This is a genomic window from Streptomyces sp. NPDC001890 (genome assembly GCF_042891445.1).
In the GTDB taxonomy this organism is placed as follows: Bacteria; Actinomycetota; Actinomycetes; order Streptomycetales; family Streptomycetaceae; genus Streptomyces.
Genome location: NZ_JBIATE010000009.1, coordinates 1 through 26,216 on the forward strand (window position 1 = coordinate 1; position 26,216 = coordinate 26,216).

The following is a 26,216-nucleotide window of genomic DNA, read 5'->3' on the forward strand; positions in this document are numbered from 1 at the left end:
GGCGGGGGGTTTTGGTCGCCGGGGGGGGGCCGTGTTTTCCTGCGGGCCGGGGGGGGGGGGGGGGGGGGGGGGGGGGGGGGGAAGGGGGGGGGGGGGGGGGGGGGGGGGGGGGGGGGGGGGGGGGGGGGGGGGGCGGCGGGGGGCCGGGGGGGGGGGGGGGGGGCCCCCCCGCCCCGCCCCCCCCACGGCCGCGGTCACGGCCGGGTCGTCACCTTGTAGGTGATCTTCGCGTCGGCGACGATCCCGCCGTTCTTCGCGGTGATGGTGAACTTGCTGGTGCCGGTGGCGGTCGGGATTCCGGTGATGCCACCGGTGTCCTGGTTGAGGGTCAGGCCGCGCGGGAGGCTGCCCTCGGTGACCTCGTAGCGGATGGTCCGCGGGATCGTCGAGGTCACCTTGAAGGCGTACAGCTTGCCGACCCGGGGGTCCGCCGGCTCCGACGTGGCGAAGCCCGGCGCCGGGGCCTTGACCGACTGCGGGTCACCGATCGGCTGACCGGACGTGTCCATCTCCTGCAGCGCCCACTCGGCGGCCGGCGTGACCTCACTCAGGTGCCAGTGCCTGCTCGCGACGCCCAGCTGCTTCTTCTGCTCGGCAGTGAAGGCACCGGCCGCGCGCGCGGACTCCCAGATCCGGACGGCGGCGAGCAGCGCGGTGGAGTTCGTCCCGGACTGAAGGCTGCTCACGGAGGTCTCGAAGTTGATGCCGGCGTCGAGGGAGGCCGCGTGCGCCAGCGTGTCCTCGATCTTCTGCAGGGTGTCGCCGCCCGACAGCCCCTGCTGGCCCATCATCCCGGGCAGGTAGTTCGCCCGGTAGAAGATGTTGCTGCGGATGATCTGGGCGTAGCTCGTGGGGCCGATCTCGCCCCAGCTCGCCCTGGACTGGGCGTCCCAGGTGTTCGACGCGAGGTTGCTGCATTCGGTGATGAAGTTCTTGGTGGTGACCTGCCGGTGGACGCCGTTGACCAGCCGTGCGAAGCCGTAGCCGCCCCAGCCGTTGTAGCCGGTGCCTTCGAGCCCGTCGTAGGACGTGGCGTGGACACCGCTGGTGTTGTAGGCGGTGGCCAGCCGGGTCGCGATCTCGTCGGTGATCGGCAGACTGGCCAGCGCGCCGCCGTAGCCGTTCTGGATGAGCCGGGCGACGGTGGTGCCGGCCGGGTAGTCCTTGGCGGCCGAGGACCACTGCGCCCGGTTCAGGCCGCTGACCTGCCACTCGGTGTTGCTGACCTTGGTGACGGAATCGTAGGTGATGAACTCGTCGCCGATGCGCAGCCGTTGGCCGTCGACACCGGAGGCCAGCAGGCCGTCGGCATCCACGTACAGCGTGGTGTCCGACCCGGCCAGCGGGCGGGTGAGCCGGGCGGAACCGCCCACCGCGAGCCGTGGATCGGCCGGCGCCTTCACGTACGGGTCGTTGGTGTCGATGAAGGTGGACAGGGTGTGCACCCCGACCTCGATGCCCTCCTTCGCCGCGGCGGCCACCAGCTGGGCGGCCGCCGCGTCCGATCCGCCGAAGGAGCCGTTGAACTGGTAGTGCCCGTGCGACGCCCACGGCCCGTTGCCGCTGATCGCGTAGATGTTCCGCACTCCGGCCTGCGCGGCAAGCTTGGCGGCCGCGGTGACGTTGCCCGTGTTGAGGTCGTGGACCCAGAAGTGGGTCTGCGAGGTGCGCTGGGCCACCTTCTGCCACTGACCGTCCAGGGTGGGGTACGCCTGGTCGTGCTCCTTGGCGATCTGGCTGAGCACGGTCAGGGCGAGATCCGGCGCACTGCCGAACAGGGCGATCTTCGACCCGACGATCCGGCCCTCGGGCCCGGGCAGCGGGCCGAGCGGGATCTCGTAACCGTTGGTGCGCTGCCGGATGCGTACCTTGCTGTAGTCGTAAGTGGTGGCGCGCAGGACGCTGCCCCACGTGGTCTTCGCGGCGACGTTGCTCGCCAGCCACTCGTCCTTCGGGCCGGTCTGGAGCCCGTACGGGTTCCAGACGAGATCGGGGCCGAACCCGTACGCCAGGTGCTCGTTCGGCCATCCGCCCACCGTCTTGTCGTTCAGCGGCCGGATCCCCATGACGAAATCGGAGTCGGCGACCACACCGGCCGTCTCGCCGATGGTGTCGTCGAGCGTCGTCGGCAGCGGACCCCACAGCAGCGTCTGCACATCCACACCCGAGGCGGCCGTCAGGCCGACGACCTCAAGTGTGGAATGTGTGGGAAACCCGACGGCCTCCACCTGGATCGTCACGCTCTCGCCGGCGAACTCCAGGACCTGCCGGTGACGCGCCCGGTCACGCGACACGACCCGCACCTTCGCGGGAACCACGCGCTTGCCGTCGGCCACCATGCTGACCAGCGGCACGGGGGTGCCCTTCGCCAGGTGGTCGGTGCCGTCACGCAGATCCACCAGGCTGTCCACGTACCCGGAGCCGCTGATGCCCACCGACAGGAAGCCCGCCCCGATCCGCAGCGACGGGGACGTCCTGGTCCTGGCCGTTCGCGCGGCGTGTGCGGGTCCGGCGGCCATGGCCACGGCCGTGGCCGAACTCAAGCCGCTGGCAACCAGAAAGCGACGCCTGTCCACATGTCCTCCTAGGTGAAGTGACTCTCGATGACGCGCGGGATCGCAGATCAACTGCCCGTGAACAGCGCAGAGGGGCGCAAGGCCGGCAAACGTCGAGCGACGAACGAGGTCACCTGGATAGTTCGTATTCTTCAACGGAGATGGTTCGCGCTGTTCCGGGGAGCGGGATCGGCGGACAGCCGTGAGCCGGAGAGCCCGTAGACCTGCCCGTGCAGGGAATTGCGCTTGCTTCTCCTGTGTAACTACCGCAGCACAAGTGCGGTCTAGCGTGCACGGCACGGAAGAGACCGTCAAGGCTTAGTTCGGATCTATTCCCGATGGTGAGGATGCTCCGTGGGACTGTCCGAGCGCCCTTGAACGGGCGGCCCGGGAGGTATCTTGGGGCCCAGCACTAGGCATTTTGTGACGGCATGCATCGGATACATGGAGCAACATGACTGGATCTTCCCGGCCCGCGTCCGCGTCCGCGGCATCGGAGACGGAGACGGAGGCGGCCCCCTACCGCCCCGGCTACGAGGTCGCGGCGGAGCGCATCCTGGAGTACGTCGCCCGGCAGGGGATGGGGCCCGGCGACCGACTGCCGACGGAGAAGGATCTGGCGGCCGAAGTGGACATGAGCAGGACGGTGGTGCGAGAGGGCGTCAAGATCCTCTCGGCCCTCGGGAGGCTCTCGGTGGAGAAGGGGCGCGGCATCTTCGTGGCGCACCCCAGGAACGACCTGTGGTCCGACACGTTCTCCCGGTTCCTGCCGACCGACCCGAGCCGCGTCGGCGAACTGTTCGAGTTCCGGCGCTTCACCGAGGCCGAGACCAGCGGGCTCGCGGCCGCGCGGGCCACACCGGTTCAGCTCAGGGCGATCCGCGAGGCGGCGCAGCGCTCGGCCGAGGCCGCCGAGCGCGACGACCACGAGTCGTTCGGCCGGGCCGATGCGGAGTTCCATCAGGCGATCGGCGCGGCGGCGGGGAACGCTTTCCTCTCCAGCCTGGTCGACGCGATCCAGCAGTTGCAGCGACAGGTCACCATCGTGGCCCTGGCCGACTCCGCACCGGGATCACTCGCCGGGGCCGCGGAGCAGCACCTGGCGATCCTGGAAGCGATCGGGGCCGGTGAGCAGGAACAGGCCGCCGCCCTCATGGCCCGCCACATCGACACGACGGAGCTCCAGGTCCAGCGAGAGATCCGCAACCGCATCTTTGCCGCTCCCACCGCTCCCGCCGGCCCGGACAGGGCGTGACCCCGGACGACGGCCCCGGTCAGTAGCGCCCCGCCCCGCCGCCCGCACCGGAAACGACCGGGCGACGGGGCGGTCGAGGCGTACCGGGGTCGTGAACCGCACCTCCGGTGCGCCCCTCTCCCGTGAAGCGAATCCGTGGGGTCCGGCGAATCTCCACCGACATGTATCAGATCTATTGCCGCCTCGGTTGAGGTAATAACTCCGTCTCATCTCTTGACATGCCGTCGTGCGCGGACTTCCATACCCCAAGGTGCCCTGAGGGGCGGACGCCGAGAAGAAGCGGTCGCCCCGAGAGCAGCAGGACTCTGGGAAGAGTCTGAACCATGTGACGGATTCGGTGGACGGTCGGCAGCGGGATTCCCTCTCTCGTCTCGGTACGAACAAGACAGCGACTCGGTACCGCCCCCGGACAACGACGGGTAGGGGAAGTTGGACATGACGCGCAATCCGATACTCACAAGAACCGCCGCCCTCGCAGGTGCTCTTCTCCTGGCCGGATGCACGGCCGGCGGTTCCGGTACGAGTGCATCCAAGGGCGACGGCGACAAGGTCACCCTGACCTTCCTCACCTTCGAAACACCCAATCTGGACTCGAAGTACTGGGACGCCGCGATCGCCCGCGCCTCGGCGAAGGTGCCCGGGGTGACGATCAAGAAGCTCGTATCGCCCAGCGCCGACCGCACCGGGTACGCGAAGCAGCTCGACAGCACGGGCCAGTTCCCGGACGTCATGATCGGCCTGAACCCCGCCGGATTCGCCGAGGCGGGCAAGCTCGCGCCGTGGACCGACAAGGAACTCGCGGCGTACGAGAATCCCCGTGCCAACACCTACGGCGGCAAGGTCTACCAGCTGCCCTACGCCGCCCAGACGACGCTCGTCTACTACAACAAGAAGGACTTCGCGGCGGCCGGCATCGACACACCGCCCCGCACGTACCGTGAACTGCTCGACGACAGCGCCAAGTTGAAGAAGAAGGGCATCAACCCCTTCGTGGTCGGCGGTGGCGGCAAGGATTCCTGGGCCGACATGTTCCCGCTGATCTGCACGGTGGCCACCGACGTCTACCAGAAGACGCCGGACTGGCTGTCCCAACGTGCCAAGGGCAAGGTCGAGTTCACCGACCCGGCGTTCGTCGCCGCCGCCCAGAAGGTCGCCGGCCTCGCGGACCAGGGATACATCGACCGCGCCGGCCTCTCCCGCTCCTACGCGGACACCGAGCAGGCCTTCCGTGACGGCAAGGGCGCGATGTATCCGATGGGCAGTTGGTTCTCCGCCTCGGCGGACACGAAGAAGCCGGACTTCGAAACGGGCGCCTTCGCGTGGCCCACGGACCAGGGGACCCCGGCCCTCCCGGGCGTCCTCGGCGGCGGGATGACGGTGAGCTCCAAGGCGTCCGACGTGCCCCTGGCCAAGAAGTGGGCCAAGGCCTTCATGGAGGACCACAAGAACCTGGACGCCGCCGTCAAGGCCGACGGGCTCATCATCGACATCAAGGGTTACAGCCCGCCCAGCACCATGGGCCCCGTCTACAAGAAGACCCTGGCGGCGTACCAGCAGGCCCAGCAGGACGACGGGATCGTCAACTCGTTCTCCCAGGAGACCGGTGACGGTTCCCTGCCGCCCGGCCTGGCCGACAAGGCCGCGGCCGGCGTCCAGAAGCTCATCGGCGGACGCATGACGGCCAAGGAGTTCGGTGCCTACATGGACGAGCAGTGGGACAAGGCCACCCGATAATGCGCCTACGTACCCTGACCCGGCCTGAGGGTTCCGCCGCCGCGCCCACGGCGAAGGACACGGCGGCGGCCCGGCCACAGCACTCCCCCGCACGGCGGTCGTCGCAACCGCCCCGACGCTCCCGCCGCAACGGCGGACCGGGCCGCTTCGCCGTCTTCGCGGCGCCCGGACTCCTTGCCTACCTGGCCCTCGTCCTGGTGCCTATCGGCATGACGACCGGCTACAGCCTCACCAACAAGAACCCCTTCAACCCGCCGACCCGGTGGGTGGGCCTGTCCAACCTCACCAACCTGTTCTCCGACGACGACTTCCTCAAAGCGCTGCAGAACACCGTCGTCATCACCGTGATCGTGACGCTGGTGACCAACGCGGGCGGGCTCGCGATCGCCCTGCTGCTCGACCGGAGCGGCTGGCTGTACAACGCGCTGCGCAGCGTGTTCTTCGTACCGGTCGTACTGAGCGCCGTGGTGGTCAGCGTCATCTGGCAGTCGATCCTCGTCGACGACGGCCTGCTCAACACCGTGCTGCGCCAGCTGGGCGTGGATCATCCGCCGGGCTGGCTCTCCGACCCGGGCCTCGCCCTCTACACGGTCTCGTGGGTCATCGCCTGGCAGGGGCTCGGCTTCTGCGTGGTGATCTACCTGGCCGGGCTGCAGGGAATTCCGCAGGAGTTGTACGAGGCGGCGGACATCGACGGCTGTGGGCCGATGAAGCGGTTCCGAAATGTCACCTGGCCGATGCTTGCCCCCGCCGTCACCATCAACACGGTCATGTCACTGATCGGCGGATTCAAGGCTTACGACCAGATCCAGGTGCTCACCAACGGCGGTCCGGGACCCAACACCACCTCCACCCTCGCCTTCCAGGTGGTCCAGACCGCGTTCAACGGCAACCACGTCGGCTACGCCTCCGCGATGGCCGTGGCGATGCTGATCCTGGTCGCGACCGTCTCCGTGATCGCGCTCGGGTGGCTGCAGAAACGCGAGGTGTCCTCATGAGCACGAACACGACCAGGGGTGGGACAAGGGCGTGGGTACGCCCGGTCGTCGCGCTCCTCGCCGGCCTGCTGTTCTTCCTGCCCATCTACCTCGTGCTGGTCAATGTGTTCAAGGACGGTTCGGCGATCGTGTCGAACCCGCTCGGCCTGCCGAGTCCGCCCACGCTGGACAACATCCAGACCGTGCTGTCGCGCCCGGACAACCTCTTCTGGTACGGCCTTGTCAACAGCACGGAGATCACCGTGATCTCCATCCTGGTCATCACCGCGATCTCCGCCATGCTCGGCCACTACCTGGCCCGGTCGACCGGCATCGTGCCCAAGGTCATCATGGTCGTCCTGCTCTGCGGCCTCATGGTGCCGCCCGCCGTGATCCTCACCCCGATCACCGAAGTCCTGCGCACGCTGGGGCTGATGAGCAGCGTGCCCGGGCTGGTCCTGGCGTACGTCGGCTACTACATGCCGTTCGGGGTGTTCGTCTTCGCGGGCTTCGCCAAGACGATCCCCCGGGAGCTCGAAGAGGCCGCGGCGATCGACGGCGCCGGAGCGTTCCGCGCCTTCTGGCAGGTGGTCTTCCCACTGATGCGGCCCGCGTCGGCCAGCGTGGTGATCTTCCTCGGCGTCTGGATCTGGAACGACTTCCTCAACCCGCTGATCGTCCTGGGCCCGGCGGCGGGCACCACGGTGACCGTCGGCATCTACCGGGCCATCGGCGAACACCAGGCGGACTACGGCTCGGTCTTCGCCTTCATGTTCCTTGCGACACTGCCCATTCTCGTCTTCTACCTGGCCTTCCAGAAGCAGTTCGTCAAGGGCCTCACCGGTGGAGCGACGAAGGGGTGACCGGCCGGCACCGGGGCGGGGAGTGCGCGATCCCCCGCCCCGGTCGCCCTCGCCGCTGGTCCCCTGCCGTTCGACCGGGCCCCGAACGAGAGGCACACCTGAACTCATGCGCACCACCACACGAGTCGGTCGGCTCACCTTGGGCGCAGCCGCGTTGGGCAACCTGTTCCACCCGGTCAGTGACGAGGACGCGGCCGCCACCGTCGAAGCGGCCTGGGCCTGCGGCATCCGCGCGTTCGACACCGCTCCGCACTACGGACTCGGCCTGTCCGAGCGCCGCCTCGGAGAGGCGCTGCGCACCCGGCCACGTACGCGGTTCACGCTGTCCACCAAGGTCGGCCGCCTGCTGCGCGCACGCGCCGGACGGCCCGGCGACGACCTGGCGAACGGCTTCGCCGTCCCGGCCACCCACGAACGGGTGTGGGACTTCAGCGCCCGCGGGGTACGCACCAGCGTCGAGGAGAGCCTCGTCCGGCTCGGCCTCGACCGCGTGGACACCGTCTACCTGCACGACCCGGACGGCCACGAGCGCGAGGCCTTGGACTGCGCCTACCCCGAGCTGGAGCGGATGCGTGCGGAGGGCACGGTCGGCACGATCGGTGTAGGCATGAACCAGACCGAGATGCCGACCCGCTTCGTCCGCGACACCGACATCGACGTGGTCCTGCTGGCCGGCCGCTACTCCCTCCTCGACCGGAGCGCACTGGCCGCATTGCTGCCGCTGGCGGTCCGACGCGGAGTTTCCGTGCTGGTCGGCGGGGTGTTCAACTCGGGCCTCCTCGCCGATCCCCGGCCGGGCGCCCCCTTCGACTACACACCGGCCCCGGCCCACCTGCTGGACCGGGCGCTGGCCCTGCGCACGCTGTGCGAGACCTTCGGGGTCCCGCTGCGGGCGGCCGCCCTGCAGTTCCCGCTGGGACATCCGGCGGTCGCCGGTGTGCTGCTCGGGGCCCGCAGCGCCGCCGAGGTGACGGACGCCACCGCGATGACCGACCACCCGGTCCCCGAGGAGATGTGGCTCGCCCTGCGTGCCCAGGGGCTGCTGCCGCCCGACGTGCCCACGCCTGTACCGACATTGCTCTGAAGCTCCACTCACTGGAACTCACACACAAGGACGGTTGCAGAATGCTGGACAGAAGAGACTGCCTTGCCCTGTTGGCGGCCGCCGGAGTCGGAGCGACGGTCGCTCTCGAACCGACGGTCTCGCAAGCCCGACCGCTCGACGCGGGAGTCGCCGGAGCCAGTGGCCGGGCCGCGGAACTCAGCCGTGCCCTGCGCGAGTTGCACGGCTCCCTCCAGGTGTCGCTTCGGGAGTACGACGGCACGACGCTGCGCCGGTCCCAGCGATTCGACGGCGACCTGCTGACCGACGGACCGCGGCAGTGGCAACTGCGGTGGGATACGCGGCGGGTGCCCGATGGTCACGGGTGGGAGGTCACCCTGACGTGCACCCTGGAGAAGGGGGCAGCGGAACAAACCGCGATCTCCGTCGATTTCCCCTTCGAGAGCTGGAAGACCGCCAACTACGTGATGATTCCCGGAATCGTCTACAACGGCAACCGCTATCGCGCCATCGGCAACGGATACAATCCGGACTATCCGGCCGACATGTACTACAATCCACAAACCCCGCTGACGATATCGAACAACCCGCGACTGGCCGTCGATGCTGCGGCGCCTTCACGGATCGAGCTGGCGACGTTCAGCACCGCCGCCCCGGCGATGAGCTTCTTCTCGCCCGAGTTCAAAAAGGGCTGGATCGTCCTCACCGAGCAGGGAACCCGCCTGGGCAACAGTGGACTCTCGATCGAGGAGAGTGCAGGCAGGGAAAGCTGTGAATTCAGCATCTCGGCACCGGTCGTGCGCCGGCAGGTGGCCGGTTTCGGCGATTTCCGGACGAGCGATGACAGGGCGTCGGACTGGGCTCCCGGTGACGCGGTGTCGATTCGCTTCCAGGTCTTCACATTCGATGCCGACGGAATTCCGGCAGTCCTGCAGAAGTTCATGGATGTGCGAAAGTCGCTCACCGGCCCCACCGCGCCTCGCAACCTGCTTCCGATGAGCAAGCTGGCCGAACTCGGCACCGACATCTGCCGAGGCAACTTCACAGAGACCGAGGCGGGCCGCTACTACCTTCCGGAGAACAACAGGGATTTCCAGCTGGGCTGGGTCAGCGGAATGATCAACACCTACCCCATGCTGGCTCTGAACGATCCGACGGAACGGGGCAGGGTCTCCGATGAGCTCGACTTCGTCTGTTCCCGTATGAAGGGGAAGAGCGGATTCTTCTACGGCACCATCACCGAAGGCGGTGAGATCCGCTCGGAGAAGGCCCACCCCGACTTCCCTGCTGTGCAGGCGATGGTGCGCAAGAACGGAGACGTGCTCTTCTGGCTGATCAAGCATGTGATGCTCCTGAAGGCGCAAGGGCACGGCGACACCGTCAAGGAATCCTGGGAACTGGCCGCAGGCGGTCTGGCCGAAGCATTCGCCCGGACCTGGCGAAAGCACGGGGAGTTCGGTCAGTACATCGTGCCCGAAACAGGCGACATCGCCGTGTACAACTCGACGGCCGGCGCCATCGCTCCGGCCGGGCTCGCCCTCGCTGCTGAGTACTTCCGCCGTCCGGACTGGTTGGCCGCGGCCGAGGAAGCAGCCGAATTCTACTATGAGCGCGACATCAAGTCCCGTGGATTCACCAGCGGAGCGTGCGCGGATATTTCACAGGATGCGGACTCCGAAACCGCGTTTGGTCTCCTGGAGTCGTTCATGGCGCTGTACCAGTACACCGGAAAGAAGAGCTGGCTGGATCGCGCGAAGGTCCAGGCCGCTCTGTGCTCGTCCTGGACTCTTGCGTACGATCCGCTGTTTCCGGCAGGCAGTGATATCGCGCGACTGAAGGGAAGGATGGCCGGCGCCGTTTGGGCAAGCAGCCAGAACAAGCATGCCGCACCCGGTGTCTGTACGTCCTCCGCCGACCACCTGTTCAAGCTGTATCGGGCTACTGGGAACAAGAAGTACGCTGAACTCATCAGCGACATCCAGCATGCCCACGCCGAGGCCGTCAACATGCCGGGGCACATAACCACCGACTATCTCATCGGTTCGAGCATGGAACGGATCCAGCCCAGCGATGCCGAGGGCAGGGGTGCGATCGGTGATTTCATCAGGACGAGAAACTCCTGGACCGAGACCAACGGTGTCCTGATGGCCCTCGAACTTCCTGGAATCTACGTCCGGCCCGGGGAAGGAATTCTTATTCCCTTTGATCACGTCGAGGCCGAGCATGTCAGCGAGAGCCGTCAGGCCACCGTGGTCCGCCTGACCAACAACACGGCCTACGCGGCACGGGTGTCGGTACTGGCGGAGACGGCCCGCCAATCGGCCCGCCCCCTCGGGTACACCGCGTTCCTCGATTGGCCACAGGTCGAAGTCCCGGCGGGTGGGGCGGCCACCGTGCGGATCACGAGGAAGGGCGAGGTCGTACGTCTGGCCTGATCCGGCCGTTCGCGCGGTGCACCCGATCCATCAGCATGCCGGGCCGCACCGCGCGCACTGCCCGGTGGCGACCGTCTCGTCGGCATCCGCCACCGAGTACAGGGCAAGCGGCAGAGGGGGCGGACGCAGCTGCGTCCGCCCCCTCTGCCGCTTGCCCTTGATGTCACTCAAGATGGAAGATCTCTTCGGCGGGTGCCCACCACTCGCCGTCGCCGACGCTCTCCAGTGGCTGCTGGCAGGGGTCGGTACGGGCCCACCAGTCCCGGGTGACCGGGCACTCGGCGATGAGCGCGGTGTCGGCCGCGTAGTCCTCTCCGGTGTACTCGAGATAGCTGAAGAGCAGCCCGTCGCGCAGGAAGATCGAGTAGTTACCGATGTGGGCGCGCTTGAGGGTCGCGAGGACCTCGGGCCAGGCCGCCGCGTGCAAGGCGCGGTATTCCGCCTCCAGTTCCCCACGCAGGCGTATGACCGAGGCGTGGCGTCGCACGGGCATGGTGTGTCTCCTTTCCACGAAGCGCCGAGGCGCTGAGACCTCGGGATGTTGAGATGCCGGGACCCGGGACATCGTCACGGGCCTGCCGGAGCCGCCCTGTTGGTTCGACCGGAAGTCGTCACCAGCCCGGCTGATCGAAGCCGATTCCGGGAGCCGTCGGTGCCCGCACCAGTCCGTCGGCGCCGACCGCCGGCTCCCGCTGTACGGGGTTGGTGTACACGAGGGACTCGTAGTAGGTGGTGTTGGGGATCGCCATGCACAGGTGGGCGTTGACCACTCCGCTGCCGTGCACCTCGGCCCGCAGGTTGTAGCTGTCGGCCAGGTGCGCGATGCGCAGGGCTCCGGTGATCCCGCCCTTGAGCTGAGCGCTGGTGCGGACCCGGCTCGCCGCGCCCGCCATGATGAAGTCACCAGCGTTGAAATGCGCGCCGTCGGAGGTCTCCGCGACCAGCAGCGGAATGTCGACCTGTTCGGCCAGCCACCGGTGGGCGGTCACGCTGAACTCGCGCATCGGCTCCTCGTACCACAGGTAGTCCGCCTCGGACAGTGCGCGGCCGAGGTACACCGAGTCTGCGAGGTCGAATCCGGCCGAGCCGTCGTACATGAGCGGGACGTCGTCACCGACGTGGGCCCGCAGCTTCTGGCACAGGTCCGCGTCGGCCCGCGGGTCTCCCCACGCGTGCAGCTTGATGGCGGAGTAGCCGAGCTCCAGACACTGGTCGGCCACATCGAGGTACTCCTCGACGCTGCCGAAGGTGACCGTGCTCGCGTAGGCGGGGATGGCCTCGCGGTAGGGGCCGAGCAGCCGGTGGACCGGCTGCCCAGCCGCGAGGCCGGCCAGGTCCCACAGCGCTACGTCGACCAGGCCGAGTGCGTAGATGGGGAGCTCCTCGATGCGGTCGAGTTCCCACAGGCGGTGCCACAGCAGCTCGCGCATCAGCGGGTCGCGGCCGAGCAGGTCCTCACGTATACGGCGGTTCACCAGATCGGCGACGATCAGCCCACGTCTCGTGTGCGCCTCGCCCACCAGGCCTTCGTCCGTATGGACCCGCAGGATCCCGCCCACGGCCGCCGGCTCCGAACCGGGCAGCCCTGCCCGCCACCGGAAGGGCGGCTGAGCGGGCAGATCGACCAGTTCCACAGTCACGTCGGTGATTCGCATGGGTGTCCTTCATGGGTGGTGGTGTGGGGTTCAGGCGTTGGGTTGGCCCGGGGAGATGCGGTGCCGGATCTCCCGTTGGAACTGGTGGGTGGTCCGGTCGATGTGGTGGGCCATGAGGGTGTGCGCGTGCGTGGGTTCGCCGGTGGCCACCGCGTGGGCGATGGCCTCGTGCTGGGCGGCGGCATCGCGCAGGGAGCCGCCCGCGAGGCCGGCCAGTCCTATGGCGGTGACCTGGTGCTGCAGGCGACGCAGCGTGTCGATGGTGGCGGCGAAGAAGGAGTTGTTGGTGGCGGTGGCGATGGCGGTGTGGAAGGTGTCGTCGGCGTGGCTGAAGGCGTCGATGTCGTCCTGCCGGGCGGCCCGGGTGGACTGCTCGGCGGCCTCGCGGACGGCTCTGACCTGGGCGGGGGTGGCGCGTTCGGCGGCCAGGCGGGCGGTGGTGGTTTCCAAGTGGCGCCGGAATTCGAAGAGTTCGTCGACCTGACGCAGATCGGCGGGCAGGAAGTGGGTCAGGGAGTGCTGCCAGGAGGACTGGTCGGGCTGGGCCACGTAGATGCCGCGGCCCTTGTGCACGGACAGCCGGCCCAGCGCGGAGAGGATCTTCACCGCCTCGCGGACCACGGTCCGGCTCATCCCCACCCGGTCGGCCAGGTCCTGCTCGGTGGGCAGCCGGGCGCCGGGCCCCAGGCCGGCCAGGACGAGGTACTCAAGGATGCGTTCGGCCGCGACCTCGTAGCCGGGACGGTAACCGGCCCCGTCGCCCGGGGGTTGCGGCGCGGGTGCGGTGCTGCGGGCTGCGCGGGTCAACGGCGCTCCCCTTTCACGTCGATCCACTTCTCCGTCGATCCATGTCACGGCGGTCCGGACGGTGTGGCGGTCCACGTCGGGCGTGAGGTCGCCGAATGACGCAGAGACACATGCGACATGTTTCTGATACATCAGCCAATCCGGGGTCAGTGAATCACATTCAAACTCTTGACGCCAGGAATCCGGTGAGCCCAGACTCGTTCCGTCCCGCACCGACCACCTCGCTCCACCTCCCACCGGGACAACATCCTTCTTCCGCCCGGCCGCAGCACCCCCGAGAGCGTGGCCGCCCCGGCGGTCGGCATCATCCCGACCCCCTCGGATTCAGGCACAAACCCACCATGCAACCGGATATGTTCCAGATCTATCATCCGGTCACCCTCGCCCTGCTGGGGTCGGAACCTTCTGAAAGGGCAAGCACCTTGGACGACATCAGGCTCGGCGTCATCGGCCTGGGCAATCGCAGCGACCTGGCCGATCTGGCCCACCAGCCCGGATCGGGCTCACTGGTGGCCGCCGCCTGCGACCGCGACCGACGGTTGCTGACGCGCGCCGAACAGCGATTCGGCACCCAGGTGCGGACCGCCGCGGACCACCACGAGCTGCTCGACGCGGGACTCGACGGCGTGCTGGTGCTGACCCCGGACCACACGCACGAGGAGATCGGCCTCGACTTCCTTCAGGCCGGTGTACCGGTCTTCCTGGACAAACCGATGGCGATCACCACCGAGGGGTGCGACCGGCTGCTCGCGGCGGCCCAGCGGCATCGGACCCCGCTGTACGTGGGCCACAACATGCGCCACATGCCGGTCGTGGTGGCCATGCGTGAACTGATCGTCAAGGGGGCGATCGGCGAGGTCAAGGCCATCTGGTGCCGTCATTTCGTCGGCCACGGCGGGGACTTCTACTTCAAGGACTGGCACGCGGACCGACGCCGCACCACCGGCCTCCTGCTGCAGAAGGGCGCGCACGACATTGATGTCATCCATTGGCTGGCCGGCGGCTACACCCGGCGGGTGAACGCCATGGGCGGGCTGACGGTCTACGGGGACATCGACTCGCACCGCGACCGCAGCGGGGAGCGGATGACCGAGTGGCTGTCGACGGAGAACTGGCCGCCGCTCAGCCAGACCGGTCTCCACCCGGTGGTGGACGTGGAGGACCTGAGCATGATGCAGATGCGGCTGGACAACGGAGTTCTCGCGAGCTACCAGCAGTGTCACTACACCCCCGACTACTGGCGCAACTACACGGTGATCGGCACCGAGGGGCGCCTGGAGAACTTCGGCGACTCGGAGGGAGCGGAGGTCCACGTGTGGAACCGCCGCTCCGACGGCCGAGCCGAGGCCGATCTGGTGGTGCCGGTGCACACACCGACCGGCACGCACGGGGGCGCCGATCCCGTGCTGATGGCGGAGTTCCTGCGGTTCGTACGGGACGGCGGAGCCACCGTCACCTCGCCCGTCGCGGCCCGCGAAGCGGTGGCTGCTGGCTACGCGGCCACCATGTCGTTGCGGGACGGCGGCCGGGCCGTCGAGGTCGCGGCCCCGGACCGGGACCTGGCCGCGTACTTCGGGCGCGGCCAGAGCTGATTCGGGCGGGCGGAGGCCGGCGGAATCCCGTCGGCCCCCGGGACTCGCTCCAGGTGGCTCCGGTCCGGAAGGAATGCGGACCGGAGCCACCTGGCGGTGCGAAGGTCAGCCGGTCGGGCCCAGATCCGGGGCGTCGCAGAGTTCGATCCGCTCGCCCGGCCGGTGCAGTTCCAGGATCACGAGTTCGTTTCGGCCGGCCCGCCACACCGGGGCGGGGGCGTACAGGGTGCGCTGGGGTCCGCGGTCCCAGTATCGGCCGAGGGCGAAGCCGTTCAGCCATGCCTGGCCCTTGGTCCAGCCCGGCAGGGCCAGGAAACCGTCGGCCGGTTCCGGTACCTCCAGCGTCGCACGGTGAAAGGCCGGGCCCTCGATCTGTTCGGCGGCCCCGAACCGCAGGCCTGCCGGATCGGTCAGCGGGAGGGGCCGGATCTCCCAGTCGAACTGGTACTGGCCGTCGATCCGGACGCCGCCGCTGATGCCCTTGCGATCCTCCAGCAAGGGGCCGTAGTTGATCCGTCCCATGTTCTCCACCAGCAGGTCGAGTTCGCCTCCGGTGTCGGGGACGCTGATCGGCAGCGCGTCGAGCGACCCGGTCCGCTCCAGGACGCCCAGCGGCATTCCGTCGAGGAACACCTGGGCCCGGTCCGCGAGACCGTGCACGCGCAGGGTCGAGTCGGGGAAGGAGCCACGGAGCCATGTGCGGTAGTGGATCAGCCCCAGTGACTGGCCCAGCGCCTCCATCGGTTCCGGTGAGAGCCGCTGGTGAGGAGTGGAGAGCGCGTCGAGGCAGTCCGTCAGCGCCACCGCACCGTTCGGCCGTACCGTCTGCGGGGCGAGCCGGTTCGGCGTCGCGGGTATCGCGTACGGGATCGGGCCGCGGTGCCGCTCGATCACCGCGCGGAACGCGTGGAACTTCTCGGTCAGCTCTCCGGCCTCACCGACCGGAGCGTCGTAGTCGTAACTGGTGCAGGTGGGCTGGTAGTCGGTCTCGCTGTGGTTGGCTCCGTTCCACCATCCGAAGTTCGTGCCGCCGTGGCCCATGTAGAGGTTGACCGAGGCGCCCTGAGTCAGCATCCGGTCCAGTTCCCCGGCGGCCTCGTCCGCGTTCCGTACGTGGTGGTGCTCGCCCCAGTGGTCGAACCAGCCGTGCCAGTACTCGGAACACATCAGCGGGCCGGTCGGCCGGTGGCGGCGCAAGGTCGCCAGCGACTCCTCGGGTCGTGAGCCGAAGGTCACGGTCGCCAGGGTGCCGGGCAGCATGCCCCCGCGCAGTACGCCGTCCGTGGCTCCGTCGGCGGTGAACAGCGGGCAGTCCACGCCTCGTCGGATCAGGCCCTGGCGCAGATGGTCGAGGTAGGGGGTGTCATGGCCGTAACTGCCGTACTCGTTCTCTACCTGGACGGCGATCACCGGCCCGCCCCGACTGGCGAGCAGCGGGCGCAGAACGGGGATCAGCTGGTCGAACCAGGCGTCCACGGCGGCCAGATAGCGGTCGTCGGTGCGGCGCAACCGCAGCCCGGGGTCGGCCAGCAGCCATGCGGGAAGGCCGCCGAACTCCCACTCGGCGCAGATGTAGGGGCCCGGTCGCACGATGACGTCCAGGTCGAGCCGGGCAGCGGTGCGCAGGAAGCGGGCGACGTCGGCCTGTCCGGAGAAGTCGGTCTGCCCGGGAGCCGGCTGGTGCAGATTCCAGGCGATGTAGGTCTCGACGGTGTTGACGCCCATGGCACGCAGCCGCAGCAGCCGGTCCTCCCACAGTCCGGGGTGGACACGGAAGTAGTGGATGGCTGCGGAGACGATCTGGTGGGGTCGTCCGGCGCGCAGGAAGCCGTGCTCGGTCACGGTCAGTTCGGCGGTGGAACGGGGAGAGGTCACAGTTGTTCCCAGGGGGTCGAGGGCGTCGAGGGGGTACGGCGGAGGTCTCATCGGGGATCCGCTCCGCGCCGTCCACCGGATGAAGGCGGACCGACCGGGCCGGTGTCAGCGGGAGTCCCGGAGCGGAGCGGAGCGGTCGCCCGGCCGGCCGCACGCCCCGGCCAGGTAGGCCGCGCCGAGCAGCGAGGCCTCGTCCGGCCGGAGCGCCGGGGTGATGACGAAGCGTCGGTTGCGGACCGGATCGGCCTCGGTGAGCCCTGAGCGCAGCGGTTCGGCCAGGAGGTCCCAGGCCCCCGCGATGGCGCCCCCGACCACCAGAACCGTCGGTTCGAAGGCGGCGAGCAGTGGCCCGAGCACCCTTCCCAGGGCACGGAACGTCTCGGTGAACACGTCCGCCGCGTCCCGGTCCCCGTGCCGTGCCCGCCGGGCGATCTCCCGGACGTCGGGCGGCGCCGCGCCGGTCGCCCGTGCGTAGGCCCGCCGCAGGGCACGCCGGGACACCGTCTCCTCCAGGGGGCCGCCCGCGTACCGCAGGGTGTGTACCCAGCCCTCGGGAGGGATCCCGGGGCCGTGCCGCAGGATCCGGCCGTCGCGCAGGAAGCAGGAGCCCACACCGGTTCCGAGGGTGATGCCGGCGACGGTGCGGTGCCCGCGCGCCGCCCCGGCCCACCACTCGCCGAGCACGAACGCGTCCGCGTCGTTGCAGAAGCTGAGCGCGGTGGCGCCGGGCAATGACGACGTCAGGGCGGCCCGCAGATCGACCCCTCGCAGGGCGTCGAACTTGCCGACCCCTTCGAACCGCCCGATGCCGCGCTCGTAGTCGAACGGACCGGGCAGTGCCACGGCCCATGGGCCCGCGCCGGGGCCGGACAGCCGGCCGGCGCAGCGGACGAGGGCCGACAGGATCTCCTCGGCACTGCCGTTGCTGTCCACCGCTTCACGGAACGAGCGGCCGGACCGGAGGCTGCGGGCGTGGATGTCCACCCCGGCCGCGGTGACATGGGTGCCGCCGACCTCAAGCACCGAGACGGTGACCCCGCCGGCGGGGCTCACCGCACCAGCGCCTTCACGTAGCGCACCGGTCCCCCGCCGAGGGCCCGCACCCGGTAGGCGCCGACCGCGGCGGGCACGGTCAGTGTCTCGGCGTACGCCAGCACATGGCGGTGGCCGCCGCTGGTCTCCACGAGGATTCCGTCGCCCTCCACGACGTTGAGGATGTGGAAGCGGTGGTCCGTGTCGTCGTCCGCGACGGTGCCCGGCGCCAGTGCGATCCGCCGGACCTCGAAGAACATCTCCGGGAGGCGGCCGATGACGTCCTCGTGCCAGCCGTCGCCCGAGCGCAGGGTGCGCGGCGTCGGGACCAGGTCCCTGGCCACGGCTTCCCCCGACCGGTCCGGGTCCAGGTTCTCGAACGCGTGACCTACGTGGACCGGCCGCTGCCTGCCTTCGCTGTCCTTGCGCAGCCAGTCGTAGAGACGGAGGCTGTACAGGTACGGCGTCGCGCTGATTTCGAGTACGACATTGCCCTCACCACTGCCGTGCGGGGTGCCGCCCGGGATGAGGAAGATCTGGTGCGGATCGGCCGGGAAGGTCTGGACGTACTGTTCGATGTCGAACGGCACGCCGTCATGGAACGCCCGGTCCGCCTCGTGCCGGAAGGCCGCGAGGTCGGCGTCCTGGCGCAGCCCCAGGAACACCTGCCGGTCGGGCCCGCCGACCATCATGTAGTAGGTCTCGTGCTGGGTGTACGGCCATCCGAATACGCGGCGCATGTAGTCCGACTGCGGGTGGCAGTGGACGGAGAGGCTGCCGCCGCCGACGGTGTCGAGGTAGTCGAAGCGGATCGGGAACGAGGTGCCGAACCTCTCGTGCACGTCGTCGCCGAGGATCGCCTCGGGGTGCGAGGCGACCAGTGCCTGCAGGGGCACCTCGACCCGTGGGCCGTCCGGCGTACCCACCAGGATCCCGCTCTCGGGAGCGATGAGCTCGTAGCCCAGCGCGGTGTTGGCCGCCTCCTGGTTGAAGCCGAGCTGCTCCTGGGCCCAATGTCCGCCCCAGGAGGTGGTGTTGAAGGTGGGTCGGGTACGGAAGGGCCGCCCGGCCAGGTCCGCGAGGGCAGCGCGCAGGGCGGCGCCCTCCAGCCAGGACGGAGCCTGCGCGTCCTGGGTGTCGAGCCACAGGTCGACGCCGGGGACGAGGGTGTCGCGGTGCCGGTCGAGGACGGGCCAGTCGATGTAGAAGAGCTGGCGGGTCGTGCCCGCCCCGGTACCGGGGGGCTGCCCCAGGTTGCGGCCGGTCCCGCCGGTGATCTGGGCCTCGGCGTACCGTTTCGGCAGGTCCGCGTACCAGAGCCGGTCGTGCGGCACCAGGGCCGCGCCCGGTCCGAAGACGACCGTGACGGTGCCGTCGGCGGCCTCGGGCTCCGGCAGCCCGGTGAAGAAGTCGGCGAGCCCGGCCCGGGACAGCGGGGCGAAGTCCGGGTCGTCCTCCAGTACCGCTGACGCGGTCAGGGAGAGGACGTCGGGCCAGGGAGCGAAGTGCTCGCGCAGGTCGGTCTGTTCGGTCGCGACGGTGCGAGCGGCCAGCGCCTCACGGATCCCGGCGGCAAGCGCCTCCCAGTCCACGGCCATCGGGCCGTCGACGGCGAGGACGAGACCCGGGGCGAGTCCGGCGACCGCCTCCCGGTACCCGGCGCCCAACTCCGCGGAGGTGCTGTAACACGGTTCGGCTTCATAGCCGCGAACTTCCGGCATGACGGTGTCAGCCTTTCTGTCTTTCGGTAGGGCTTGCTGATCGTGGGGCTCAGGCCGTTCCTGCGACCGGGCCGGGACGCGTGGGCGAACCGGCGCCGTCGACGCGAACGGTCGCGGGCAGGGGCGGGCGTCGCACCGGCCGTGGAGGTCGGGCCGACGCCGCAGAGGGCCGGGAGTACCGCCGCGGCACAGGCGCCGACAGCAGGTTCGATGTCCATCCGATATTTCTGAGCTACGGATCTCTACAGACGGAATGTATCGGATCTATGGTCTTGACGTCACGGAGTGTCCCGCAAATACTGAGCTTCGCCTCGCGGTGGATACAAGTACCCGACTTCAGCGCCTCGGGAGACCACAGCCCCATCCCTCGGCCTTCGAGGGCAGCACCAGGCTCCTCACGTTCAACGTGCCCAAGAATCTGAGTAATTGCCAGTTCTTCGCAACGGGAAGGTGCACATAAATGCTTGCTAAGTTGGCCGCGCGCTCCAGAAGGCGGGCCGTACTAGGGAGTCTGTCCGCGGCCGCCCTGGTCCTGACAGCGGCGGCGTGCGGAGGGAGCGGCGACGACAAGGCCGCCGGCGGCACCGTCCACCTGGAGTTCTGGGGCTGGGCCCCCGGCTACGACAAGTCGGCCGAGCTGTTCAACGCCACCCACAAGAACATCGAGGTCACCTTCAAGAAGCTGCCGTCCGGTGGCCAGGGCGGCTACGACAAGATGCTCTCGGCGGTGAAGGCGGGCAACGCCCCCTGCCTGGCGCAGATCGGCTTCGAGTCCATCCCCACGTTCCTGCTGGAGGGCGCCCTGGAGGACGTCTCCCAGGCGGCCGGTGCCGCGAAGGACCAGTTCGTTCCATGGACGTGGAACCAGGTGACCGTCGCGGGCAGGACCTACGGCATCCCGGTCGACACGGGCCCGATGGCCATGTACTACCGCAAGGACGTCTTCAAGAAGTACGGCATCGCGGTGCCGACGACCTGGGACGAGTACGCCGAGGCGGCCGAGAAGCTGCACAGGGCCGACCCCGGGACCCACATCGTGAACCTGCGGGCGATCACCCTGTCCGGCCTGGCCTGGCAGAAGGGCGCCAAGTGGTTCGGTACCGAGGGTGACGCGTGGCACGTCGGCGTCAACGACGACCGGTCCCGGCAACTCGCCGACTACTGGCAGCAGTTGGTGGACAAGAAGCTGGTGGCCACGGACCAGGGCTACAGCCCCGCGTGGTGGAGCGGCCTGCAGTCCGGCAAGGTGGCCACGGCGATCGGCGCGGGCTGGCTGAGCCCGCTGATCGCCCAGAACGCGCCCGGGGCCAAGGGCAAGTTCGCCGTCGCCCCGATGCCGCAGTGGACCGCCGGGGAGAAGAAGTTCGGCAACGACGGCGGCGGCAGCACCGCCGTGCTCAAGGGCTGCCGGCACAAGGACGAGGCGGTCGAGTTCGCCACCTGGATGAGCACCGACCCCGGCAGCCTCAAGAACCTGATCACGAAGACCGGCATCTACCCGGCCGCCACCGCCGGACTCAAGCTGCCCGAAGTGAACAAGGGCGTGGACTACTACGGCGGCCAGAACATCTACGAGGTGTTCGGCGAAGCCGCCCAGCACACGGACACGAGCTGGCAGTGGGGTCCCACGCAGTCGCAGTTCGGTGTCGATCTGGACGAGGCGACCGCCAAGGCCTACGCCGGTTCCGGCACGCTGTTCGACGCGTTCAACGACGTACAGGAGAAGACGCTCACGGCGATCAAGTCGAAGGGCGTGAAGGTCGGATGACCCGCGATGCGGACTCCCCGACGGTGCCGGTCGCGGACCGGCCGGCGCCGTCGGGCGCGCCCGGCCCGGCCCGGCTCGCCGGTGCACCGGGCCGGGCGCGGCAGCCGCCGCGCGGCCGCTCCGGCAGCAGGCTCGCCGCCCGGCGCAACCGCTCCGCCGCCGTGCTGCTCGCCCCGTTCGGCATCCTGTTCCTGGCCGTGTTCGTCGTCCCGATCGGGTACGCCGTCCAGCAGAGCCTGTTCCGGGTGGAGCGCTCCGGGCTCGGCTTCGGGGCGCCGCGCACCGTCTTCGCCGGCCTGGACAACTACACGCGGGTGCTCACCGACAGCACGTTCCTGACGGGCGTGGGCAGGGTCCTGGTCTTCGGGCTCGTCCAGGTGCCGGTGATGCTGGGTCTCGCCCTGCTCCTCGCCCTGCTCCTCGACTCCCAAGTGGCCCGGTTCAAGCGCTTCTTCCGCGTGGCGTACTTCCTGCCGTTCGCGATCCCCGGTGTGATCGCGGCGGTGTTGTGGGCCTTCCTCTACCTGCCCGGCATCAGTCCGTTGAACGATGTCGGCAGGAGCATCGGCGCAGACGTCGACTTCCTCTCCCACGACATGATCCTCTTCTCGATCGGCAACATCGTCACCTGGTCCTGGACCGGCTACAACATGCTGATCATCTACACCTCGTTGCAGTCCGTCCCCAAGGAGCTGTACGAGGCCGCCGAGCTGGACGGATGCTCCGGATTCCGGATCGCCTGGCACATCAAGGTGCCGCTGGTGCGCCCGGCCCTCACCCTGACCGGTGTCTTCTCCATCATCGGCACGCTGCAGCTGTTCGGCGAACCGATGGTGCTGCGCCCCATGACCGCCGCGATCAGCAGCAACTACACCCCGGTGATGCTCTCCTACCAGGCCGCCTTCGGCCTCAACGACTACAACTTCGCCGCGGCTGTCGCGGTGGTCCTGGCCCTTGCCACGTTCGCCCTGTCCTACGGCTTCCTGCGCCTGAGCACACGAGGATCGCGATGAGCACGCAGCCCACAGCCCGATACCCCAGGTCCGGCCCCGGGCGGGCGGCGCCGCCCGCCCGCCGTCGCGGCACCTCGGCCGCCCGACTGAGCACCACCGTGCTGCTGTTCGCGATCGCGGGCTACTTCCTGCTGCCGATCTGGTGGCTGATCGTCTCGGCGACGAAGTCCAACGGCGACCTGTTCGGCAGCAGCGGCTTCTGGTTCGGCTCGCACTTCCACCTCGCCGACAACCTCGGAGAGGTCTTCCGGCACAGCGACGGCGTCTTCGGCCGCTGGCTCCTCAACAGCCTTCTGTACTGCGTGGCCGGGGCCCTGATGGCCACCCTGTTCGCCGCGATGGCCGGGTACGCCCTGGCCAAGTATCCCTTCAAGGGCCGGGAGGGCGTCTTTGCCGTGATCCTCGGCGCGGTGCTCATCCCCCCGCCGCTGCTCGCCCTCCCGCTGTATCTGCTCGCCTCGTCGACCGGCCTCGTCAACACGTACTGGTCGGTGCTGATCCCGAGCGCCGTCACCCCCTTCGGGGTCTATCTCGCCCGCGTCTACGCAGAAGCCTCCGTGCCCGACGAACTCACCGACGCCGCCCGGGTCGACGGCGCGGGAGAACTCAGGATCTTCTTCACCATCGCCCTGCGGCTGATGTCGCCCGCGCTCGTCACCATCTGCCTGTTCCAGTTCGTGGGGATCTGGAACAACTTCTTCCTGCCCCTGATGATGCTCGCCGACGACTCACGCTGGCCGCTCACCCTGGGCCTCTACTTCTGGAACAGCCAGCTCCGGGACCAGCCCTGGTACGACATCGTCGTCACGGGCTCCCTGGTGTCGGTGGTCCCCCTCTGTATCGCCTTCCTCGCCCTCCAGCGGTTCTGGCGCTCGGGGCTGTCCGCCGGAAGCCTCAAGAGCTGACGTGCGGACAGTTCCGTGCCGATCGGACGATCGCGGGCTGCAGCAAGTGCCGGCCATGCCCCGCTCGTGCCCGCCCGCCACGAATGCCCGTCACACGGTGGCTCACCGCCGTACGCGCGGCATCCCCAGGCCGATCCACGAGATGATCTCCCGCTGGATCTCGTTGTTGCCGCCGCCGAAGGTGAAGATGACGGCGGAGCGGTATCCGCGTTCGAGTTCGCCGTGCAGCACGGCGCCCGCCGAGCCCTCCTTGAGCGGTCCCGCCGAGCCGACGATCTCCATCAGCCAGGCGTAGGCGTCGCGGCGTGCCTCGGAGCCGTAGACCTTGACGGCGGAGGCGTCCTGCGGGGTGAGGGTGGCGTTCTGCACGGCGGAGACCATCTGCCAGTTGAGGAGCTTCATGGCGTCGAGCCTGGTGTGGGTGCGGGCCAGCAGGGCGCGGACCCAGCCGAGGTCGATCACGCGGCGGCCGTCGGTGAGCCGGGTGTCCGCGGCCCAGCGCTGGACGTTGTGGAGGGCGCGGATGGCCATGGTGCCGTGGGCCGCGAGGGTGACGCGTTCATGGTTGAGCTGGTTGGTGATGAGCCGCCAGCCCTGGTTCTCCTCGCCGACGCGGCGGGAGACGGGGACGCGGATGTTCTCGTAGTAGCTGGCGGTCGTGTCGTGCGAGGCGAGGGTGTTGATCAGGGTGCAGGAGTAGCCGGGGTCCGTGGTCGGGACGAGCAGCATGGTGATGCCCTTGTGCGGTGCCGCGTCCGGGTCGGTGCGGACGGCGAGCCAGACCCAGTCCGCGGTGTCGCCGTTGGTCGTCCAGATCTTCTGCCCGTTGACGACATACTCGTCGCCCTCCCGCACGGCCCTGGTCCTGAGGGCGGCGAGGTCGGTGCCCGCGTCGGGCTCGCTGTACCCGATCGCGAAGTCGATCTCGCCGGACAGGATCTTCGACAGGAAGTACGCCTTCTGCTCATCGGTGCCATACCGCATGATCGTCGGGCCGACGGTGTTGAGGGCCATCAGCGGCAGCGGTACGCCCGCCTGCGCGGCCTCGTCGAAGAAGATGAACTGCTCCATCGGGGACAGTCCGCGTCCGCCGTACTCCACCGGCCAGCCGACGCCGAGCCAGCCGTCGGTGCCGAGGCGGCGGATCGTCTTCCGGTAGAAGGCCTTCTGGGCCTCTGGGGCGGCGTAGCGCGTGTACGCGTCGTCAGGGACCAGTGCGGCGAAGTAGGCGCGCAGCTCGGCGCGCAACTGCTGCTGTTCAGGCGTGTATTCGAGGTGCACGGCCCCTCCGGGAGTCTCGCGGTCGCGTCGTCCGTGTGCGGCGGCGCACACAGTAGAACGTGTTGCAAGAATCCGGAAGGGCCGGGACGGCTCCGGCCGGGTCAGCGCTTGACGGCTCGCAGGACGACGAACTTCGGGTCGCCCGCGACGGTGACGCAGTTGCCGAAGATGCGGCGGAGCCGGGTGTGGTAGCCGAGGTGCCTGTTTCCGACGACCCACAGTTCGCCGCCGGGCCGCAGCGCGTCCCGTGCCCCGTGGAACATGGTGCGGGCCGTCGCGTCGGTGGTGGCCTGGTGGGAGTGGAACGGCGGGTTGTTGAGCACCAGGTCCACACTGGCGGGCGGCAGTTCCGCCGGCCCGTCGCCGACGAGGAACTCGGCCTTGGCGTCCGGTCCGGTGTTGGCCCGGAACGTTTCCTCGGCGGAGGCGACCGCCTGGTACGACTCGTCGATGAAGGTGACTGTCGCCTCGGGGTTGGCGAGTGCCGCGGACAGCCCGACGACGCCGTTCCCGCAGCCGAGGTCGACGACCCGGTCGGGGCCGCTGCGCGCGGGGAGGTGGCCGAGGAAGAACCGGGTGCCGATGTCGAGGCGCTCGGCGCAGAAGATCCCGGCGTGGTTGGTGACGGTCCGGCCGGAGACCGGCCCGATCCCCTGGGGCAGCTCGTAGCGGTACGGCCAGGGGCTGGGGGTGCGGGCCGTTCCCGGGGCCGGGGTGGAGAAGATCAGCCGGGCCTTCTTGACCGCGAGGGACGTGCGGGTGGGGCCGATGATCCGCTCGAAGAGCTTGAGGGTGGAGGTGTGGATCTCCTTGACCATCCCGGTGCCGATGACGACCGTGCCGGGGTGGACGGCCGGCGCGAGCCGGTGCAGCTGGTCCTCCAGGAGCGCGAGGCTCTTCGGGACGCGTACCAGCAGGACATCGACGCGGTCCGGCGGAGTGTCCCTGACCGACAGCAGGCGCACCGCGTCCGCGGCCACACCGTTGCGGTCCAGGTTCGCCAGGGTCGCGCGCTGCGCCAGGTAGGAGTCGGTGATCTGTACGGGCCGGTGCCCGGCCAGTACGGTGCTCAGCGCGCCCCAGCGGTCGCCCACCACGACCACGGCGCCCGACAGATCGACCGGGTCCGTGCCGTCGGCCCCTTCCAGTCGCCGCAGCAGGTACTCGTCGGCAGCGTCCCAGGCGCGGAACGGGTCGCGCGGGTCCTCGGGGTAGCGGGCGAGGTCGAACCCGGCCCCTGACGTCGTCAAACGGTTCATTGTGCACCCAGGCTAGCCGAGCCGCGGGGAGCGCCCGCACACTCCCCGCGCGCCGGCCGCCGGGTCGCCGCGTACCGCTACGGCAGCGCCTTGTCGATCGCCGACCGGCCTTCCCGGGCCAGCCTGCGCTCCGCCCACTGGAGATTCTTCGGGGTCAGGTCACGCCCGGAGGCGAGCACCAGGTCCTCCGCCGACGGATTGTCGCTGCCGCCGGTGTGCAAGAGGCTGTCGGGAGTCACTCCCCGGGATACGGATACGGATACGGATTCGGGCTCGTCGCTCATGCCGCCTCCTCGTCCTTTCGGTCATTCTCGCCCCGCGCCCGGCCCGCCGCATCCGAGGCCTCCCGGGCCTCTCCCGGGGGCACGATCAAGCCATCACTTGACCTGCACATGATAGGTACACAGCGTTCACACCATGGTCACG

Annotated in this window: 20 protein-coding genes; 10 read left to right on the forward strand and 10 right to left on the reverse strand. The window is 69.2% G+C overall.

What is annotated here, in order from left to right; all coding sequences use genetic code 11:
• Nucleotides 1-194: 194 nt before the first annotated feature.
• Nucleotides 195-2,519 carry an Ig domain-containing protein gene (locus ACFYY1_RS22360; RefSeq protein ID WP_388588125.1) on the reverse strand — a complete coding sequence of 775 codons (2,325 nt, stop codon included), beginning with the start codon at nt 2,517-2,519 and terminating at the stop codon, nt 195-197.
• 490 nt (nt 2,520-3,009) lie between these two features.
• Here ACFYY1_RS22360 and ACFYY1_RS22365 point away from each other — a divergent pair, with 490 nt between their 5' ends.
• The 6 genes from ACFYY1_RS22365 to ACFYY1_RS22390 all read left to right on the forward strand — a co-directional run bounded on the left by ACFYY1_RS22365 (nt 3,010) and on the right by ACFYY1_RS22390 (nt 10,882).
• On the forward strand, nt 3,010-3,810 hold the full coding sequence (locus ACFYY1_RS22365; RefSeq protein WP_388588127.1) for a FadR/GntR family transcriptional regulator: 801 nt from the start codon (nt 3,010-3,012) through the stop codon (nt 3,808-3,810).
• A gap of 435 nt (nt 3,811-4,245) precedes the next feature.
• Nucleotides 4,246-5,544, forward strand: coding sequence for an ABC transporter substrate-binding protein (locus ACFYY1_RS22370; RefSeq protein ID WP_388588130.1), 1,299 nt, complete (start codon nt 4,246-4,248; stop codon nt 5,542-5,544).
• The gene (locus ACFYY1_RS22375) at nt 5,544-6,542 is read left to right on the forward strand and encodes a carbohydrate ABC transporter permease (protein WP_388588133.1); all 999 of its coding nucleotides are present in this window, start codon (nt 5,544-5,546) and stop codon (nt 6,540-6,542) included. Before ACFYY1_RS22370 ends, ACFYY1_RS22375 begins: the two co-directional genes overlap by 1 nt.
• Nucleotides 6,539-7,384, forward strand: a complete 846-nt coding sequence (locus ACFYY1_RS22380) for a carbohydrate ABC transporter permease (protein ID WP_388588135.1) — start codon at nt 6,539-6,541, stop codon at nt 7,382-7,384. The genes ACFYY1_RS22375 and ACFYY1_RS22380 overlap by 4 nt, the downstream gene beginning before the upstream one ends.
• A gap of 106 nt (nt 7,385-7,490) precedes the next feature.
• Nucleotides 7,491-8,468: an aldo/keto reductase gene (locus ACFYY1_RS22385; RefSeq protein WP_388588138.1), complete on the forward strand. Its 978-nt coding sequence runs from the start codon at nt 7,491-7,493 to the stop codon at nt 8,466-8,468.
• A gap of 41 nt (nt 8,469-8,509) precedes the next feature.
• A complete protein-coding gene (locus ACFYY1_RS22390) occupies nt 8,510-10,882 on the forward strand; it encodes a hypothetical protein (protein ID WP_388588140.1) in 2,373 nt (790 codons plus the stop codon).
• Between the two features lie 163 nt (nt 10,883-11,045).
• Here the strand turns inward: ACFYY1_RS22390 and ACFYY1_RS22395 are convergent, their stop codons facing one another.
• From ACFYY1_RS22395 to ACFYY1_RS22405, 3 genes are all read right to left on the reverse strand, one after another.
• Nucleotides 11,046-11,375, reverse strand: a complete 330-nt coding sequence (locus tag ACFYY1_RS22395; RefSeq protein WP_388588142.1) for an L-rhamnose mutarotase — start codon at nt 11,373-11,375, stop codon at nt 11,046-11,048.
• Between the two features lie 118 nt (nt 11,376-11,493).
• Nucleotides 11,494-12,537: an enolase C-terminal domain-like protein gene (locus ACFYY1_RS22400; RefSeq protein WP_388588145.1), complete on the reverse strand. Its 1,044-nt coding sequence runs from the start codon at nt 12,535-12,537 to the stop codon at nt 11,494-11,496.
• A gap of 30 nt (nt 12,538-12,567) precedes the next feature.
• Nucleotides 12,568-13,344, reverse strand: coding sequence for a FadR/GntR family transcriptional regulator (locus ACFYY1_RS22405; protein ID WP_388588148.1), 777 nt, complete (start codon nt 13,342-13,344; stop codon nt 12,568-12,570).
• A gap of 422 nt (nt 13,345-13,766) precedes the next feature.
• Between ACFYY1_RS22405 and ACFYY1_RS22410 the strand changes: the two genes are divergently transcribed.
• Nucleotides 13,767-14,936: a Gfo/Idh/MocA family protein gene (locus ACFYY1_RS22410; protein WP_388588150.1), complete on the forward strand. Its 1,170-nt coding sequence runs from the start codon at nt 13,767-13,769 to the stop codon at nt 14,934-14,936.
• Between the two features lie 105 nt (nt 14,937-15,041).
• On the opposite strand, the gene ACFYY1_RS22415 is transcribed toward ACFYY1_RS22410, so the two are convergent.
• From ACFYY1_RS22415 to ACFYY1_RS22425, 3 genes are read right to left on the reverse strand one after another with little or no spacing between them, the layout of a single operon-like run.
• Entirely contained in the window at nt 15,042-16,862 is a 1,821-nt protein-coding gene (locus ACFYY1_RS22415) for a beta-galactosidase family protein (RefSeq protein WP_388588153.1), read from the reverse strand.
• 54 nt (nt 16,863-16,916) lie between these two features.
• Complete coding sequence (locus ACFYY1_RS22420; protein ID WP_388588155.1) at nt 16,917-17,864, reverse strand: ROK family protein; 948 nt, start codon at nt 17,862-17,864, stop codon at nt 16,917-16,919.
• The gene (locus ACFYY1_RS22425) at nt 17,861-19,564 is read right to left on the reverse strand and encodes a class I mannose-6-phosphate isomerase (RefSeq protein ID WP_388588157.1); all 1,704 of its coding nucleotides are present in this window, start codon (nt 19,562-19,564) and stop codon (nt 17,861-17,863) included. The genes ACFYY1_RS22420 and ACFYY1_RS22425 overlap by 4 nt, the downstream gene beginning before the upstream one ends.
• Nucleotides 19,565-20,024: 460 nt before the next feature.
• Here ACFYY1_RS22425 and ACFYY1_RS22430 point away from each other — a divergent pair, with 460 nt between their 5' ends.
• Genes ACFYY1_RS22430 through ACFYY1_RS22440 form a run of 3 tightly spaced genes read left to right on the forward strand, consistent with a single transcriptional unit; the run spans nt 20,025 to nt 23,250 of the window.
• The gene (locus ACFYY1_RS22430) at nt 20,025-21,332 is read left to right on the forward strand and encodes an ABC transporter substrate-binding protein (protein ID WP_388588160.1); all 1,308 of its coding nucleotides are present in this window, start codon (nt 20,025-20,027) and stop codon (nt 21,330-21,332) included.
• The gene (locus tag ACFYY1_RS22435; protein WP_388588163.1) at nt 21,329-22,345 is read left to right on the forward strand and encodes a carbohydrate ABC transporter permease; all 1,017 of its coding nucleotides are present in this window, start codon (nt 21,329-21,331) and stop codon (nt 22,343-22,345) included. The genes ACFYY1_RS22430 and ACFYY1_RS22435 overlap by 4 nt, the downstream gene beginning before the upstream one ends.
• Nucleotides 22,342-23,250 (forward strand): carbohydrate ABC transporter permease, encoded by a 909-nt coding sequence (locus tag ACFYY1_RS22440; RefSeq protein ID WP_388588165.1) that lies wholly within the window; start codon nt 22,342-22,344, stop codon nt 23,248-23,250. Before ACFYY1_RS22435 ends, ACFYY1_RS22440 begins: the two co-directional genes overlap by 4 nt.
• 102 nt (nt 23,251-23,352) lie before the next feature.
• On the opposite strand, the gene ACFYY1_RS22445 is transcribed toward ACFYY1_RS22440, so the two are convergent.
• The 3 genes from ACFYY1_RS22445 to ACFYY1_RS22455 all read right to left on the reverse strand — a co-directional run bounded on the left by ACFYY1_RS22445 (nt 23,353) and on the right by ACFYY1_RS22455 (nt 26,074).
• Nucleotides 23,353-24,531, reverse strand: coding sequence for an acyl-CoA dehydrogenase family protein (locus ACFYY1_RS22445; RefSeq protein ID WP_388588167.1), 1,179 nt, complete (start codon nt 24,529-24,531; stop codon nt 23,353-23,355).
• Between the two features lie 101 nt (nt 24,532-24,632).
• Nucleotides 24,633-25,790, reverse strand: a complete 1,158-nt coding sequence (locus ACFYY1_RS22450) for a methyltransferase (RefSeq protein ID WP_388588170.1) — start codon at nt 25,788-25,790, stop codon at nt 24,633-24,635.
• 77 nt (nt 25,791-25,867) lie between these two features.
• Nucleotides 25,868-26,074 (reverse strand): hypothetical protein, encoded by a 207-nt coding sequence (locus ACFYY1_RS22455; RefSeq protein ID WP_388588172.1) that lies wholly within the window; start codon nt 26,072-26,074, stop codon nt 25,868-25,870.
• Between the last annotated feature and the right edge of the window lie 142 nt (nt 26,075-26,216).

What these genes read in the sequence shown, in the direction of transcription:
- ACFYY1_RS22360 (WP_388588125.1), bottom strand. Translation starts at nt 2,519, where the DNA reads ATGGCCGCCGGACCCGCACACGCCGCGCGAACGGCCAGGACCAGGACG.
- ACFYY1_RS22365 (WP_388588127.1), top strand. Translation starts at nt 3,010, where the DNA reads ATGACTGGATCTTCCCGGCCCGCGTCCGCGTCCGCGGCATCGGAGACG.
- ACFYY1_RS22370 (WP_388588130.1), top strand. Translation starts at nt 4,246, where the DNA reads ATGACGCGCAATCCGATACTCACAAGAACCGCCGCCCTCGCAGGTGCT.
- ACFYY1_RS22375 (WP_388588133.1), top strand. Translation starts at nt 5,544, where the DNA reads ATGCGCCTACGTACCCTGACCCGGCCTGAGGGTTCCGCCGCCGCGCCC.
- ACFYY1_RS22380 (WP_388588135.1), top strand. Translation starts at nt 6,539, where the DNA reads ATGAGCACGAACACGACCAGGGGTGGGACAAGGGCGTGGGTACGCCCG.
- ACFYY1_RS22385 (WP_388588138.1), top strand. Translation starts at nt 7,491, where the DNA reads ATGCGCACCACCACACGAGTCGGTCGGCTCACCTTGGGCGCAGCCGCG.
- ACFYY1_RS22390 (WP_388588140.1), top strand. Translation starts at nt 8,510, where the DNA reads ATGCTGGACAGAAGAGACTGCCTTGCCCTGTTGGCGGCCGCCGGAGTC.
- ACFYY1_RS22395 (WP_388588142.1), bottom strand. Translation starts at nt 11,375, where the DNA reads ATGCCCGTGCGACGCCACGCCTCGGTCATACGCCTGCGTGGGGAACTG.
- ACFYY1_RS22400 (WP_388588145.1), bottom strand. Translation starts at nt 12,537, where the DNA reads ATGCGAATCACCGACGTGACTGTGGAACTGGTCGATCTGCCCGCTCAG.
- ACFYY1_RS22415 (WP_388588153.1), bottom strand. Translation starts at nt 16,862, where the DNA reads ATGAGACCTCCGCCGTACCCCCTCGACGCCCTCGACCCCCTGGGAACA.
- ACFYY1_RS22425 (WP_388588157.1), bottom strand. Translation starts at nt 19,564, where the DNA reads ATGCCGGAAGTTCGCGGCTATGAAGCCGAACCGTGTTACAGCACCTCC.
- ACFYY1_RS22430 (WP_388588160.1), top strand. Translation starts at nt 20,025, where the DNA reads ATGCTTGCTAAGTTGGCCGCGCGCTCCAGAAGGCGGGCCGTACTAGGG.
- ACFYY1_RS22435 (WP_388588163.1), top strand. Translation starts at nt 21,329, where the DNA reads ATGACCCGCGATGCGGACTCCCCGACGGTGCCGGTCGCGGACCGGCCG.
- ACFYY1_RS22440 (WP_388588165.1), top strand. Translation starts at nt 22,342, where the DNA reads ATGAGCACGCAGCCCACAGCCCGATACCCCAGGTCCGGCCCCGGGCGG.
- ACFYY1_RS22450 (WP_388588170.1), bottom strand. Translation starts at nt 25,790, where the DNA reads ATGAACCGTTTGACGACGTCAGGGGCCGGGTTCGACCTCGCCCGCTAC.
- ACFYY1_RS22455 (WP_388588172.1), bottom strand. Translation starts at nt 26,074, where the DNA reads ATGAGCGACGAGCCCGAATCCGTATCCGTATCCGTATCCCGGGGAGTG.